The 13,589-nt window shown below is 44.8% G+C and carries 13 protein-coding genes; 6 read left to right on the top strand and 7 right to left on the bottom strand.

Annotated elements, in window-relative coordinates; genetic code table 11:
- Nucleotides 1-9 precede the first annotated feature (9 nt).
- Nucleotides 10-990, bottom strand: coding sequence for a hypothetical protein (locus L0659_RS15865; protein ID WP_235127516.1), 981 nt, complete (start codon nucleotides 988-990; stop codon nucleotides 10-12).
- Nucleotides 991-1,145: 155 nt separating this feature from the next.
- Here L0659_RS15865 and L0659_RS15860 point away from each other — a divergent pair, with 155 nt between their 5' ends.
- The gene (locus L0659_RS15860; protein WP_235127515.1) at nucleotides 1,146-2,141 is read left to right on the top strand and encodes a polysaccharide deacetylase family protein; all 996 of its coding nucleotides are present in this window, start codon (nucleotides 1,146-1,148) and stop codon (nucleotides 2,139-2,141) included.
- 15 nt (nucleotides 2,142-2,156) lie between these two features.
- Here L0659_RS15860 and L0659_RS15855 read toward each other — a convergent pair whose 3' ends face one another.
- Nucleotides 2,157-3,911 (bottom strand): response regulator, encoded by a 1,755-nt coding sequence (locus L0659_RS15855; protein ID WP_235127513.1) that lies wholly within the window; start codon nucleotides 3,909-3,911, stop codon nucleotides 2,157-2,159.
- A 142-nt stretch (nucleotides 3,912-4,053) separates the two neighbouring features.
- Entirely contained in the window at nucleotides 4,054-5,451 is a 1,398-nt protein-coding gene (lpdA, locus tag L0659_RS15850) for a dihydrolipoyl dehydrogenase (RefSeq protein ID WP_235127504.1), read from the bottom strand.
- A 169-nt stretch (nucleotides 5,452-5,620) separates the two neighbouring features.
- Here lpdA and prfB point away from each other — a divergent pair.
- From prfB to L0659_RS15825, 5 genes are all read left to right on the top strand, one after another.
- Nucleotides 5,621-6,695, top strand: a protein-coding gene (prfB, locus tag L0659_RS15845) for a peptide chain release factor 2 (RefSeq protein WP_235127502.1) whose coding sequence is annotated in 2 segments (ribosomal slippage) — nucleotides 5,621-5,680 and nucleotides 5,682-6,695 — 1,074 coding nt in all. Because the reading frame shifts where the segments join, the coding sequence is not laid out codon by codon here.
- 101 nt (nucleotides 6,696-6,796) lie between these two features.
- Nucleotides 6,797-7,009 carry a DUF2281 domain-containing protein gene (locus tag L0659_RS15840; RefSeq protein ID WP_235127495.1) on the top strand — a complete coding sequence of 71 codons (213 nt, stop codon included), beginning with the start codon at nucleotides 6,797-6,799 and terminating at the stop codon, nucleotides 7,007-7,009.
- Nucleotides 7,006-7,389, top strand: a complete 384-nt coding sequence (locus tag L0659_RS15835) for a type II toxin-antitoxin system VapC family toxin (protein ID WP_235127493.1) — start codon at nucleotides 7,006-7,008, stop codon at nucleotides 7,387-7,389. The genes L0659_RS15840 and L0659_RS15835 overlap by 4 nt, the downstream gene beginning before the upstream one ends.
- Nucleotides 7,389-8,177, top strand: a complete 789-nt coding sequence (locus L0659_RS15830; protein ID WP_235127491.1) for an alpha/beta fold hydrolase — start codon at nucleotides 7,389-7,391, stop codon at nucleotides 8,175-8,177. The genes L0659_RS15835 and L0659_RS15830 overlap by 1 nt, the downstream gene beginning before the upstream one ends.
- A 23-nt stretch (nucleotides 8,178-8,200) precedes the next feature.
- Nucleotides 8,201-9,490: an MFS transporter gene (locus L0659_RS15825; protein WP_235127489.1), complete on the top strand. Its 1,290-nt coding sequence runs from the start codon at nucleotides 8,201-8,203 to the stop codon at nucleotides 9,488-9,490.
- Between the two features lie 55 nt (nucleotides 9,491-9,545).
- On the opposite strand, the gene L0659_RS15820 is transcribed toward L0659_RS15825, so the two are convergent.
- From L0659_RS15820 to L0659_RS15805, 4 genes are all read right to left on the bottom strand, one after another.
- Entirely contained in the window at nucleotides 9,546-10,421 is an 876-nt protein-coding gene (locus L0659_RS15820) for an AraC family transcriptional regulator (RefSeq protein WP_235127482.1), read from the bottom strand.
- A gap of 155 nt (nucleotides 10,422-10,576) precedes the next feature.
- Entirely contained in the window at nucleotides 10,577-10,909 is a 333-nt protein-coding gene (locus L0659_RS15815; RefSeq protein ID WP_235127479.1) for an RNA polymerase sigma factor, read from the bottom strand.
- A 29-nt stretch (nucleotides 10,910-10,938) separates the two neighbouring features.
- Complete coding sequence (locus L0659_RS15810; protein WP_255727373.1) at nucleotides 10,939-11,913, bottom strand: dihydrodipicolinate synthase family protein; 975 nt, start codon at nucleotides 11,911-11,913, stop codon at nucleotides 10,939-10,941.
- A 21-nt stretch (nucleotides 11,914-11,934) separates the two neighbouring features.
- A complete protein-coding gene (locus L0659_RS15805) occupies nucleotides 11,935-13,518 on the bottom strand; it encodes a sodium:solute symporter (protein ID WP_235127474.1) in 1,584 nt (527 codons plus the stop codon).
- Nucleotides 13,519-13,589: the final 71 nt, after the last annotated feature.

The raw sequence follows: 13,589 nt of genomic DNA, 5'->3' as shown, positions 1-13,589 counted from the left end.
AATTTCAAATTACCAGTTGATCCCGGACTGCCCTAACCCCATTCTCCTCGTAAATTTCGAAGAAAGCTTCGACCGGCTCGTAATGTAACGAACGCTTGCGCCAATGTAAGGAGTCGTTGCCGGCGTGTAGGAAGTGAGGTTTTCCCGTGCGCTGTTGAATGTTTTGATCTGCCGGAAAGTGCTTACGCCCGCTTCAAGGGACACATTAATGGCTGTAAACAAATGTGCATTAGCAGAAATCCCTGTCTTGATCTGACGATAATTCTCTCTTCTAAGCATCTTTTCCTCAGGCATTTGTATCTGAAACCCGCCACTATAACCACTTAGTCCTGCCAGGAAATCCACATTAAACCATTTGGTGGCTTTATAATTGGCATTGGCCATAAAAGGCAGCAATGCGGAAACGCGCCAATGTCTTCCCAAACCTTTATTTACCCCAAAAACAGGCACGAAACGCAGCTTTTGGTTATAGGCTAAAACAGATCCATACAAAATCTGTGTACGCAAACCGAGAATGTGCATCCGCGCCGCGCCTCCCCAGAAAAAGGGCTGCGGACTAAAAAAAGTCTCATTGGTCTCTGTCATTCCCAAACCTCCTCCATACACCCAAAGCCGGTCCTTAATGCTGGCTTGAAGCCGGATTACACCCAATGAAAGCGTTTTATATCCATGTTCAGGAGTATTTTTTCCATCAACGGTCGGCTGGATCTGGTTGTATTGCGCCAGCATAACCGTGTGCACTGCACGCAGATCAAACTTTTTTCTCAAACTATAACCCAATTGCACTTCGCTGTGGATGGGGATTATGCCTAAAAAACCGGTCCTTGTCACACCATAATCCTGCGTTCCGTTCATGCTGGAAGGCACGGCATAGTCTGCTTTTAATGTTAAATTCGGGTAAAAAAGGCGGCTAAGCGAGAAATGTTGCGCTTGCGCGGCACTAACAAACAGAAGAAATGAACAGGTTAGCAGACTTCGGAAATGGATCATGCGGGGTGGCTGATTTTGGCAAATAACGTGAAAAACCGGGGGCTATTGTATTTCTTAAAACATCCCAACCGCAGAATGATAGTACAATAGGCGCCAAAACGGGTAATAACAACCAATATTTGCCTTAACTTAAAACAACCTGAATGAATCCTTATATGAAAACAACATTACTTTTCTTATTCATTCTGCTATCCAATGTTGCTATGGCGCAAACCGCTGAAACTTACGCTGAAAAACTAGGTTACCCGAAAGGGAAAAAAGTGCTTATCATTCATGTGGATGACGTGGGCATGTCTTATGAGTCCAATCAGGGCGCGATTAAGGCGATCCGGAATGGTGTTGCCAATTCGCTGAGCGTAATGATGCCCTGCGGCTGGGTGCCGGGTTTTGTAAGCTATTGGAAAGAAAACAAAGATCTTGATGCCGGTCTTCACCTGACTATGACGTCCGAATGGAAAGATTATCGCTGGGGACCGCTCGCCGGGAAGCCGAATGTGAAAGGGCTGGTTGATCCCGAAGGCGCGATGTGGCGAAGTGTGGCCGATGTTGTTAAAAATGCAACTGCGGATGAAGTGGAAATGGAGATCCGCGCGCAGCTGGACCGTGCGCGGGCCATGGGTTTCGAGCCAACGCACATGGATTCACATATGGGCACACTCTTCGCAAAAAACGAGTTTCTGGAACGATATCTAAAAGTAGGTATGCAGGAGAAAATTCCGGTTATGTTTCCGGGCGGGCATAACACGTCGATCCAGGCGGACGAAAGAATGAGCGCAGAGCGCTTCCAAATGACCCAAAGCATCGGAAAACAGCTTTGGGATGCCGGACTTCCTGTTCTGGACGATCTGGAAAATACAAGCTATGGCTGGAAAGGTCCGGAAAATGGGGATAAATCAGAAAAAGCGCTTCAAAAATACAAGACCGAAAAATACATTCAGGCTATAAAAACGCTCAAACCGGGCCTGACGATGGTCATTATGCACTGCACAATCCATTCCGACATTTTTCCGCACATTTCGGATTCGTTGCCGACGCGTGAAGGTGACTTCTTAGCGATGATTGATCCTGAATTGAAAAAATACATTGAAAAAGAAGGAATTATCCTTACAACATGGCGCGAAGCGATGCAACGGCGGCAGAAAGTGAAATAATTTTAGGCACTACATTCAGCTTTCAATGCCAATGTGCGTGTGTACGATTTTGTAGAAATCGGGAGGCAGGAATGGTTTTACGAGATAATCACTGAAACCATTCGCCAATGCACGTTCCCGCTCATCTTCAAATGCAGATGCGGTCAAGGCAACAATGGGAATGTTTTGATCATGCTGCCTGATGATTTTGGTTGCCTCAAAACCATCCATAACCGGCATGCGCAAATCCATGAAAATCAAGTCATAACTTTGAGAAAAATACTTTTCCACGGCCTGCTTGCCATCCGAAGCAAGGTCGAACGCGATATTTTTTCTGGTCAGTAGGCGGGTAGCAAACATTAAGTTAACCGCATTATCATCTACGAGAAGTATTTTGGATTTTGAATTGAATTTTGGTGCAACCGGACGATCAGGCACTTTTTCGGCTTCTTCTGATTTTGCTATAAATGGCAATTTGATCTGAAATGAGAAAACGGAACCTTTGCCGATCTCACTTTTCAGTTTCAACTCCCCGCCAAACAACCGCACCAATTCCCTGGAAATGGCCAATCCCAGTCCCGTTCCACCGTCCTGGCGCTTAATCAGGCTTTTTACCTGTGTAAAAATCTCAAACACATTCCGCTGCTGATCCTCCGTAATGCCAATGCCGCTATCCGAAACCGAAAATTCAAGGCTGATCTCGTCATTCGTCCGGGCAACTTCCTTGGTAGAAAACTGAACAAATCCCTGATCCGTGAACTTGATGGCATTGTGGACAAGATTAGTAATGATCTGGCTAAGCCTGATCTGATCGCCCCGCAGCTGCGGCAAAACGGAGGGTGAATCGAAGATGAGTTCGAGCCCTTTTTCCCGGGCCCTCGGCAGGAAACTGTTGTAAAGATTTTTAAACAAATCCTCCGGATCAAAAGGCACGGGATGCAGGATGACGTGATTGGAATTGATCTTGTTGAAATCCAGAATGTCATTGACGACGGCCATTAAATGCGTCGACGAAAATTTGAGCGTTTCAATCAGCTCCCTTTCATCCTCATCCCTCGATTGATTCTCTTCAAGCAAATGCACAATGCCCACGATGCCATTCAAAGGTGTCCGGATCTCATGGCTCATGGTTGATAAAAATTCGGACTTCGCTAATGTGGCATTTTCAGCGATTTCTTTCTGCTGTTCCAGCTTCTCATTCTGCTCGGCAAGCGCATAGCGATAATAAAATTCCAGCTTATTCCTTTTTCGACTAAAATAGATCACAAACGGAAACACCATTTGTCCCATAAAGAAAAACAGGCCCCCTTCACCCAAAAACTGATAAAAGTAGGACGGATGGCCTAAGTATAAGGCCATTGGGAAAAGCAAAAAAAGAACCGCCGTAACAGTCGCGCTATAACGGACCGGCCAGCGGATCACAAAAAACGAAAAGATCAACCCAAGCGTCATATTGAATGTTGCGCGATCATAAGAGGCATGCGGAATTGTGGCCAGAATGTAAGCGTGCGCGAGAAGCAGGGCCAGATAAACGAGAAACGAGGTCTTTTGGCTGGTTATCCTGCCTGTAAAATGCAGAACAAGCAGGATGAGCGTTACACCGCTGAAAAGAAGCTCAACGCCCAGAATTCGATGAAAAGCAGGATCATTCCTCAAAAGGTAAAGAAGCGAGGTTGCGGGATAGCCAAACAAATAGGCAATGCAAAAAATAATGTTACCCCAACGAGATTTTACTTCACTTTCTCTTTTCCATAATTCGTTGAACTCCTGTGTGTATGTAGCATTATTCAAGAATGAGTAAGGTTTTATGCACTGCTCGCAATGACGTTGAGAAACTTTTTAGGTCTATTTTCAAATTTACGTAAAACATAAAAAAATAAGGGCATTCAAACTAATGAATGCCCTTTATTTTGAAGCAATAACTTATTTAATGTTACAAATCGATCGCTTCACCGTAAGCCGCTTCCGTTGCACCTTTTAATGCTTCGGACATGGTTGGGTGTGGATGGATTGCACGCATAATTTCATGAGATGTAGTTTCCAGTTTACGGGCTACAACCACCTCAGCGATCATTTCCGTAACATTGGCACCAATCATGTGTGCTCCCAAGAACTCACCATATTTGGCGTCAAAAATTACTTTCACAAAACCGTCGGTAACACCGGCTCCAACCGCCTTACCAGACGCTTTGAATGGGAATTTACCCACCTTAATGTCATAACCAGCTTCTTTTGCCTTTTTTTCTGTAAATCCAACAGACGCAATTTCAGGCTGGCAGTAAGTACATCCCGGAATGTTTCCGTAATCCAATGCTTCTGTTTTGTGTCCTGCAATTTTCTCTGCGCAGATAATTCCCTCCGCAGTAGCCACGTGAGCCAAAGCAGGGCCAGGCGTACAGTCACCGATCGCATAAAATCCTGAAACGCTGGTTTCATACCATTCGTTTACAGTGATTTTGCCCTTATCCGTTTTAATGCCTGTTTCTTCCAGACCAATGTTTTCAAGGTTTGCAACGATTCCCGCAGCGGAAAGCACTACATCAACCTCAAAGGATTTTTGTCCGTCCGGAGTCTTAACAGAAACTTTGCAACCATTGCCGGAAACATCAACAGTCTCAACCGTCGAGTTAACGTAAGTTTCGATGCCCAGTTTTTTGTATTGCTTTGCAATTTCTTTTGAAATATCCTCATCTTCAACCGGAACAAGGTTTGGCAGGAACTCCACAACAGTCACTTTCGTGCCCATAGACGCATATACGTAAGCGAATTCCATCCCAATGGCACCCGATCCAACCACCAACAGAGAAGCTGGTTGTTTTTCAAGGCTCATTGCTTTGCGGTATTCAATAACTTTCTGACCGTCGATTTTGATATTCGGTAATTCACGGGCACGTGCGCCGGTTGCGATGATAACACCTTTTCCAGCCGTGTAATCCGTTGTTTTGCCTTCTTTGTCTGTAACTGCAACTGTTTTTTGGCCCTTAACCTTGGCTGTTCCCATGATGACGTCGATCTTGTTCTTTTTCATCAAGAAAGAAACGCCTTTGCTCATGGTATCGGCAACGCCACGGCTGCGCTGGATCACTGCACCGAAATCGGCAGCAGACTCACCAACATTGATCCCGTAATCTTTTGCATGCTTAATGTATTCAAAAACCTGCGCACTTTTCAAAAGCGCTTTGGTAGGAATGCAGCCCCAGTTAAGGCATATTCCACCTAAACTTTCCTTTTCAACAATTGCTACTTTAAGTCCTAATTGGGAAGCGCGAATGGCTGCGGGATAACCTCCCGGGCCGCTGCCAATTACTATCACATCATATGCTTGAGCCATTTTCCGGTATTTTTATTGTACGAAATGGGTTGACAAAAATTTCCTGCAAAGTTAAGACGATTTGCCGGAATGCCTACACGTACAACGCTTCCTATTTGCCGTGAAACTGAGGGTTATTGCTAATTGTTGTAGCTTTGGAACATTTTCAACTTAAATTCAAAAAATTCAAATGACTGCAGAGCAATTGAAAGACTTGAAGGCCCGTGTAGAGGCTTTGGGGAGGTATCTTTGACTACGATAACCGAAAAAAACAGCTAGAAGATCTTGAACAGCAGACCGTTCAACCGGAGTTCTGGAGCGATTCAGAACGGGCCGAAAAAACAATGCGGGAAATCCGCGGATTAAAATTCTGGACAAACGGATATGAAGAATTGTCGCGCCTGCGCGATGATCTGGACACGATCTGGGAGTTCTATGAGGCCGATGAGGCGACGGAAGAAGAAGTAGATGAGGAAGGCGAAAAGCTCTCCAATAAGCTCGAAGAAGTCGAATTCCGGAAAATGATGGGTGAAGAAGGCGACGAACTGCCGGCTGTTATTGAGATCAATGCAGGCGCTGGCGGAACGGAGTCGCAGGACTGGGCATCCATGCTCATGCGCATGTACATTATGTGGGCGGAGAAAAATGGTTACAAAGTCCGCGAAGTGGATTTGCAGGATGGCGATGTGGCTGGAGTTAAGTCAGTTACATTGGAAATCGACGGTGAATATGCTTACGGGAATTTGAAATCAGAAAATGGTGTCCACAGGCTCGTCCGCATTTCACCATTTGATTCCAATGCAAGAAGGCATACTTCGTTTACTTCTGTTTACGTGTATCCGCTGGCTGATGACAACATTGAAATCGATGTGAACCTGGCAGACATTACCTGGGACACGTATCGTTCCGGTGGAGCGGGTGGCCAGAATGTAAACAAAGTGGAAACGGCAGTGCGTTTGCACCACAAACCTTCGGGAATTGTCATTGCCTGTCAGCAGGAACGTTCGCAGTTAATGAATAAAGAAGTGGCGATCAGGCTTTTAAAGTCGCGGCTTTATCAGATTGAGCTCGAAAAACGGAATTCTGCCCGTGCAGAAGTGGAAGCATCCAAACGAAAAATCGAATGGGGCTCACAGATCCGAAGTTACGTGCTCGACGACCGCCGCGTCAAAGACCACAGAACCGATCACCAGACATCCAACACAGATGCTGTCTTAAACGGTGAAATCAATGATTTTATCAAAGCCTACCTGATGGAATCGTAAGATTTTTAGGATTTAAAAAACTTCCTGGCAATGTCCTCGTTAGTGGATATGCTTGGAGGTTTTTTTTATTTTTGATAACTTACTGTGAAATGCGAAATGTTATGACAGAAACGGAATTATTAAGAAAGGTGTCAGTCCTTCCTGACAATCTAAAAGAGGAAGTATCTGACTATGTAGACTTCTTGATTAGCAAGTACCTCAGCAGCAAAAGCCCGAAAAAAATTCCTTTGAAATTTGGAATGATGAAAGGCACTTTTAAGATGAGCCCTGATTTTGATGAGCCTTTGGATGACTTTAAAGAATATATGCCTTGAACATAATTTTAGACACACACGCACTTATCTGGTTCTTTGAAGGCGATGCGAACTTGTCCGAAAAAGCGCGATTAGCTATCGAAAATAGTGAAAATAAAAAATATGTCAGTATCGCTTCTTTGTGGGAAATTGCCATTAAAATCAGCATAGGAAAATTATTTCTCCAAAAGTCTTTGGATATTTTTCTTGCAGACCTGGAAATGTCAGGTATCGAAGTTCTTCCCATTTCCACATCACATGTCCGGCACGTAAGCCAACTTGAATTTTTTCACAAAGATCCTTTTGATCGACTGATTATTGCGCAAGGAATAATAGAGCAATTTCCGGTTGTTACAAAGGATGAAAACTTTCAGCTTTATCCAGTTAATGTGCATTGGTAATGCCGGATTTAATAACCCTACCTTACCAAAAACTCGGCCGCGGCCCGAAAATCCTTCTTGCATTTCACGGGATCGCACAGGATGGGGCAAGTTGTTTTCAGTCTTTTGAAGCGCAGTTGGGGGAACATTATACCATTTATGCTTTTGATTTATTTTTTCATGGAAAGAATATTTCTTCAAAAAGCGATCTAGTAACCAAAGAGTTGTGGCGAAACATTATTCTGGACTTTGTTGCCAAAAATAATATTGACAAATTCGACGTTGCCGGGTTCAGTATGGGTGGGCGATTTGCTTTGGCTACATTGGAGTTTTTTCCGGATCGCATTGAAAATGTTTTCCTGATCGCTCCGGACGGCGTTTCTGAGCATCCGCTTTATGGATTTGCGACGCGGTTTTGGCTGACCAGGAGGGTTTTTGAATGGTCGATGCAGAAACCACAACCTTTTTTTAGTGTAGTAAATGTCGCAAAACAAGCAGGTTGGATTAATTCGAGTATGCAACGCTTTGTGCAGCAAGTCCTGAATACACCTGAAAAAAGGCAGACGATTTATAATTCCTGGGTTAATTTCCGAAATCTCCGGTTTGACATTCCTGCTTTACATCGCTTAGCCGTTCGCAGCAACGTTAAGATTTACTTGCTGGTTGGTGAGTTTGATACATTATTGAAACCTGCGAGCGTCCGGAAACTAGCGGCGCTGCTTCCTGCGAATCAATACGTTACATTAAAAAGCGGCCATACCAAGCTTGTGGACCATGCTGCGACGTGGATTTGTGCTTTATTTAAGTAAATTGAGCAACCTAAATCCATTATATGCAGCAAGTTTTACCAAAAAATGATACAAACTGGCGCCTCAGGGCCATCATGGGCGGCTCAGCCGGGAATTTGGTTGAATGGTATGACTGGTATGCCTACTCCGCGTTCTCGCTCTATTTTGCCAATTCCTTTTTCCCGGATTCCAACCCAACGGTCCAGCTCCTCAATACTGCCGGAATATTTGCGGTAGGCTTTTTAATGCGCCCGATCGGAGGATATATTTTTGGAAAACTCGCAGATACAAAAGGACGGAAAGAAGCCATGACGTTGTCGGTTCTTTTAATGTCCTTCGGTTCGCTCCTTATTGCATTTTTGCCGGGTTATAACAGCATTGGCATCGCTGCTCCTATTCTTTTGCTCATTGCCAGACTCTTACAAGGCCTCAGTGTGGGCGGTGAATATGGCACATCTGCCACCTATCTGAGCGAAGTCGCCACCAAGGAGCGGCGGGGCTTCTATTCCAGCTTTCAATATGTAACATTAATCGGCGGCCAGTTACTGGCTTTGGGTTTGCAATTGATCCTGCAAAATATCTTTCTTACCGATCAGCAAATGCATGATTGGGGATGGCGGATCCCCTTTGTTGTGGGAGCAGCATTATCGCTGGTCGCTTTGTATCTGCGAACGCATTTGAATGAAACAGAAGCCTTTATAGCAAAAGATTCAGCTGTAAAAAAAGAAGGGTCACTGAAAGAACTTCTGAAACACCCGAGAGCGATCATGGTCGTGATCGGACTTACGATGGGAGGCACGCTGGCATTTTACACCTACACAACATACATGCAGAAGTTCCTGGTGAACACAGTGGGCTTGACGAAATACCAGTCTACAATCCTCACATTCTGTTCGTTACTGATCTTCGCCTGCCTGCAACCAGTTTTTGGCGCCATCAGCGACAAGGTCGGCCGGCGGCCACTACTCATTGCATTTGGTGTGCTTGGGACAATTTTTACCTATCCGCTTTTGAGTACATTAAGCCATACTACAAACATGTGGGCGGCTTTTGGTTTGCTAATGGCAGCGCTGATCATTGTCAGCGGCTACACTTCCATCAATGCAGTTGTGAAAGCTGAGCTTTTTCCGGTGGAAGTCCGGGCATTGGGTGTGGGCCTTCCCTACTCCATTACAGTTGCGATCTTTGGCGGGACGGCTGAATATCTGGCGCTTTGGGCGAAGAACTTAGGTCATGAAAGTTATTATTACTGGTATGTGACTGCCTGCATTTTTATTTCCCTCATTATTTATTTCAAAATGCGGGATACCAAGCATACTTCGCTGATCGATTAGACGCTTGTAGGTTCCGGCCGCTTTTCCATGGATGTAAAATTACGATAATTAGTCCTCAGATCAGCTCTGGTGCGGTTTTATACAAATATTTTCTTTTGTATTCCAATGGTGTCATATCGGTAACTTTCTTGAAATGCCGGTAAAAATTGGAAACATTGTTAAAGCCGCACTCAAAGCAAATCACCTCCGTTGCCAATTTATCTTCAATCAAAAACCGACAAGCCTGACTAATGCGTATTTCGACCAGAAAATCATTGTAAGTTTTCTTGGTCATCAATTTAAAATAGCGGCAGAAGGACGTGATTCCCAGGTTCGCAATCGATGCGACGTCTTGTAAGGAAATGTCGTTCCTGTAATTCGAGAGCGTATAGGCGTAAATTTTATTGAGGCGCAGCGTTTCGGAGTCATTGGATTTGTAAAATGCGTGCGCCGACGCAATGGTTTCCAAATCGCTGGCTTCTGCCAAAATCTTTAAAATGGAAAGCAATGCAATAAGCCGGTCCAAATTTTGCGCATTAACTGCCGCTTTCATTAAGGGAATAATTCCCTCCTTCGCTTTGCCATTGATCAGAAGTCCGCGCCGCGCTTTTTCGTAAAGTTTAGGGATCTGGTAAGCTTCCGGCAATTGTAACAGTTCACTTCCGAGGCAATTAGGCAGAAAATGAACGATGATGACTTCTACGGCTGTGTTGCTGGCGCCTTCTTCCACACGCCAGGTGTGCGGCAGGTTTTCACCTAAAAGGATGAGCTCGCCATCCGAAAAATTGCTGATGTTATCGCCAATGAACCGCACGCCCGTTCCCTTGATCAAGTAATGCAGCTCTAACTCAGGATGGTAATGCCATACTGTGCCGAAGCCGGAATCCTTGTCGTGGCGGATGCTGAAAGAAGTCCGGGATGCGATCGGGACTTTGTGAAAGTGCGGTTTCATTTTTAAATATCTTCCTGACAACATTATGTTGCCACCGTTCAATTTTAAAAGAAACTAATCGGGATATCTATCTACGTTTTCCGTAAAAACTTTGACATAGTTATATCATTTCCAGCAATCATATCAATTTATAGAAAGATATTTTTAGGCTCAACTCAAAGGTGCTGGTTCTCGCTGAACGAATGGATTTTATTCAAAAACATTTCCTTAGACGCTGGATCATTATAGCGGTTCATCTGACAAAAAATCTCACTTTTTAAATTCAAAAACAGATAAGCCTGAAAATTTTCCTCGGTTTTAATGTCAATCCGCTCGTCCCAGATCTTTGCAAAAACGCTTTCCGTAATCGTCTCCGCCTCTTTTTCATCTTTCAAAATTACCGAGCAAAATTTCACCGCCGGAAAATAAAAGTATGAGCAAAGTTGCGTGAAAGCAGCCTCATCACCCTGTTTGATCTGATAAAGAATGTGTTGATTTGGAAAATCCATAGCTTTAAGAATTAAGGGTAGAAATGGTTTTACTTGACCAGGTTCTTTTTAAAAATGCTCGTAATACCCAATGTGGTTTGTAGGCGTTCAACTTCTTCCAGCAATTCGTCCATTCCGGCCTGTAATTCAGGCGTTAATTCGTCCACTTCCCTTCTCGTGTAAGTGGAGATGGGGAAGCCACGTCGTTTAAGGCTGTATTTGGCGATCGTCGGATAAGCCGAATGGACAATGTCCATGGAATCTTCAAGAAACTGCTGCACTTCCGCAAGGTCGTTTTCAGCGGCTGGATCATTGTAATGATCACATATCCAGACCACTAACTCAGGAAAAATATTTCCCTGAATGCAAGACAACCCAGCCGCACCGGCCCGGAGCGATGCAACCGCATTCACCATATAAGCATCGTAAAGACCAAACTTATGGCCATCGGCAACCGCAATGCGTCGCTTCACTTCGTCCAGGTCCAGACTTGTGTCCTTATGGTAAATGATGCGGCCCGTTTCCATCAAAGTTTCAAGTATTTCACTGTTAATCAACCTTTTGTAAGGAACAGGACATTCATATAAGCCCAACGGAATGTTGTCTGTAAGTGAGATCAGTTCAAGAACGCGATCTGTAAAAACTTCATCCGATTCCGTCTCTTCGGCCATCAGGCCGGTGATAACGATGACGGCCTGCACACCGGTCTCGTATATACGTTTTGTAAATGCTGCCTGCTCTGCAACGCTGCCCGGAAACGTCCCGGTGGCAACCACAGGCACACGCCCATCAACCTGATCTACAACCGTCTGCGTCACATCCAAACGTTCCTGTTCGGATAATTCAAACATCTCGCTGGACAAGCAATTAGCAAACAGGCCCGTTGCCCCGGCTTCCAGATATAAGTCTGTTAATGCCCTTAATCCAGCATAATCCACCGCTCCTGATTTCAGAAACGGGGTCAACATAACGGGGATAAAGCCTTGGGGTAATGAGTTTGAGGAGGGTGTTGTGTAATTCGTCATAATGGTGTCGAATGCATTGTGTTAGTGTTTGTCTGCAAAAACTTCTTCTTCCGGCTGTGGTTTGCCTTTCAGCCTCGTTAATAACATACCGGTCAAAAATATAGTGAGCGTGCCTACGACCATGATCATATTCTGGTGCAAAGGATTGCGCAGATATTCGTATTGATCAGGCAGTTGCGAAGAGAATGTCATCCAGATGATCACGACAATGCCTATCAATGTGGCAGTCAGCGCTTCCGTATTCTTAGTTGACCTAGAAACAATTCCTAAAAGGAACAGACCAAGCATGCCACCTGCGAAAATCCCTGAAAGCATCCACCACACATCCAGCACACTTTTCACACCGATCATTGCAATGCCCGTGATCATTCCCAGGAGTCCGAAAACCGTCGTAGCAATGTATAGCAGCCTTAATGACTCTTTTTGCGTGAGATCTGATTTGATATATTTCTGATAAATATCCACGGAGAAAACTGTCGCCGAAGCATTCATCCCGGAGCTGATCGTGCTCATGGCAGCCGACATTATCGCAGCGATAATGAGCCCTAGTAAGCCCACAGGCACTTTTGTCACCATAAAGTGCGGCATTACCTTATCCCCGTAATCGGCTGGGGTTAATGTGGAAGCCAATTGCGAAATAGCTTGTGATGAACCGTTTGGTAAACGCTCCGTTGCCACCTGCATGCGCACAATGTTGAGCAGCTCAGGATTGCTTTGATAATAGGCGTAAAGGCATGAGCCGAGTAAAAAGAAAATCAATGAGACCGGCAGATAAAGATAAACGCAAAGCCAGACCGAGCTGGCTGCTTCCTTAATCGACGAGGTCGTATGATAGCGCTGAACATAATTCTGGTCCATCCCAAAATTGTTCAGGTTCATGAAAAATCCATATAGCAACACAACCCAAAATGAGGCTTGCGTAAAATCAGGCGCGAAGCTTCCCAAGCTGAATTTATCATTAGCCTTACCAATCTCCATGATCTTTGGAAATCCGCCTTCCATGCCCGAAATCACCAGGTAAAGAATGATAAATGCGCCCACCGTTTTGATCACACCCTGCACAACCTCCGTCCAGATCACCGCCTCCATGCCGCCCATTACCGTATAAAGCACAATGCAAATCCCCACCACGATCATAATGGTAGACATCGGATAACCCGTAAGCGCTTGCAGACTTAATGCGATCCCGAAGAAGATAGAACCCATTCGGGCCAGTTGCGTGAGCAAAAAGCAAACCACGGCATAGGTTCGTGCCCACGGACCAAATCGCTCTTCCAGATGCGTGTAAGCAGAAACCGCTCCTGTATTTCTGTAAAAAGGAATAAAAAACTTGGTTGCTACCCAGGCTGCAAAAGGCATGGACAGACTAAATACAAATGAGTTCCAATTGCTTCCGTATGCTTTTCCGGGAACGCCCAGGAATGTGTTGCTGCTCAAAAACGTGGCATAAATCGAGATCCCGATCGCCCAGCCCGGAATCTTCCCGGAGGCTTTCGTAAACTGATCTGTGCTATTGTTGTTCCGCGAAAAATAAATGCCTACACCAACCATCCCAACCAGATAGGCAATAACAATAACCAGATCGATGAATGGTAAGGATTTCATTAAACTTTTCGGACAATTATAACTTTACCACAAAGAAACAGGATCGAACCACTGCATTTATATGGTTTCAT

The sequence above is a fragment of the Dyadobacter sp. CY347 genome, from assembly GCF_021502655.1.
Lineage (GTDB): Bacteria > Bacteroidota > Bacteroidia > Cytophagales > Spirosomataceae > Dyadobacter.
Note: the sequence above shows the minus strand (reverse complement) of the source record. Positions and strands in the feature narration are given on the sequence as shown.

Coding starts and splice junctions, on each gene's coding strand:
- L0659_RS15820 (WP_235127482.1), bottom strand. CDS start 10,421: ATGAAACCGCACTTTCACAAAGTCCCGATCGCATCCCGGACTTCTTTC.
- L0659_RS15825 (WP_235127489.1), top strand. CDS start 8,201: ATGCAGCAAGTTTTACCAAAAAATGATACAAACTGGCGCCTCAGGGCC.
- L0659_RS15830 (WP_235127491.1), top strand. CDS start 7,389: ATGCCGGATTTAATAACCCTACCTTACCAAAAACTCGGCCGCGGCCCG.
- lpdA (WP_235127504.1), bottom strand. CDS start 5,451: ATGGCTCAAGCATATGATGTGATAGTAATTGGCAGCGGCCCGGGAGGT.
- L0659_RS15865 (WP_235127516.1), bottom strand. CDS start 990: ATGATCCATTTCCGAAGTCTGCTAACCTGTTCATTTCTTCTGTTTGTT.
- L0659_RS15860 (WP_235127515.1), top strand. CDS start 1,146: ATGAAAACAACATTACTTTTCTTATTCATTCTGCTATCCAATGTTGCT.
- L0659_RS15840 (WP_235127495.1), top strand. CDS start 6,797: ATGACAGAAACGGAATTATTAAGAAAGGTGTCAGTCCTTCCTGACAAT.
- L0659_RS15805 (WP_235127474.1), bottom strand. CDS start 13,518: ATGAAATCCTTACCATTCATCGATCTGGTTATTGTTATTGCCTATCTG.
- L0659_RS15815 (WP_235127479.1), bottom strand. CDS start 10,909: ATGGATTTTCCAAATCAACACATTCTTTATCAGATCAAACAGGGTGAT.
- L0659_RS15810 (WP_255727373.1), bottom strand. CDS start 11,913: ATGACGAATTACACAACACCCTCCTCAAACTCATTACCCCAAGGCTTT.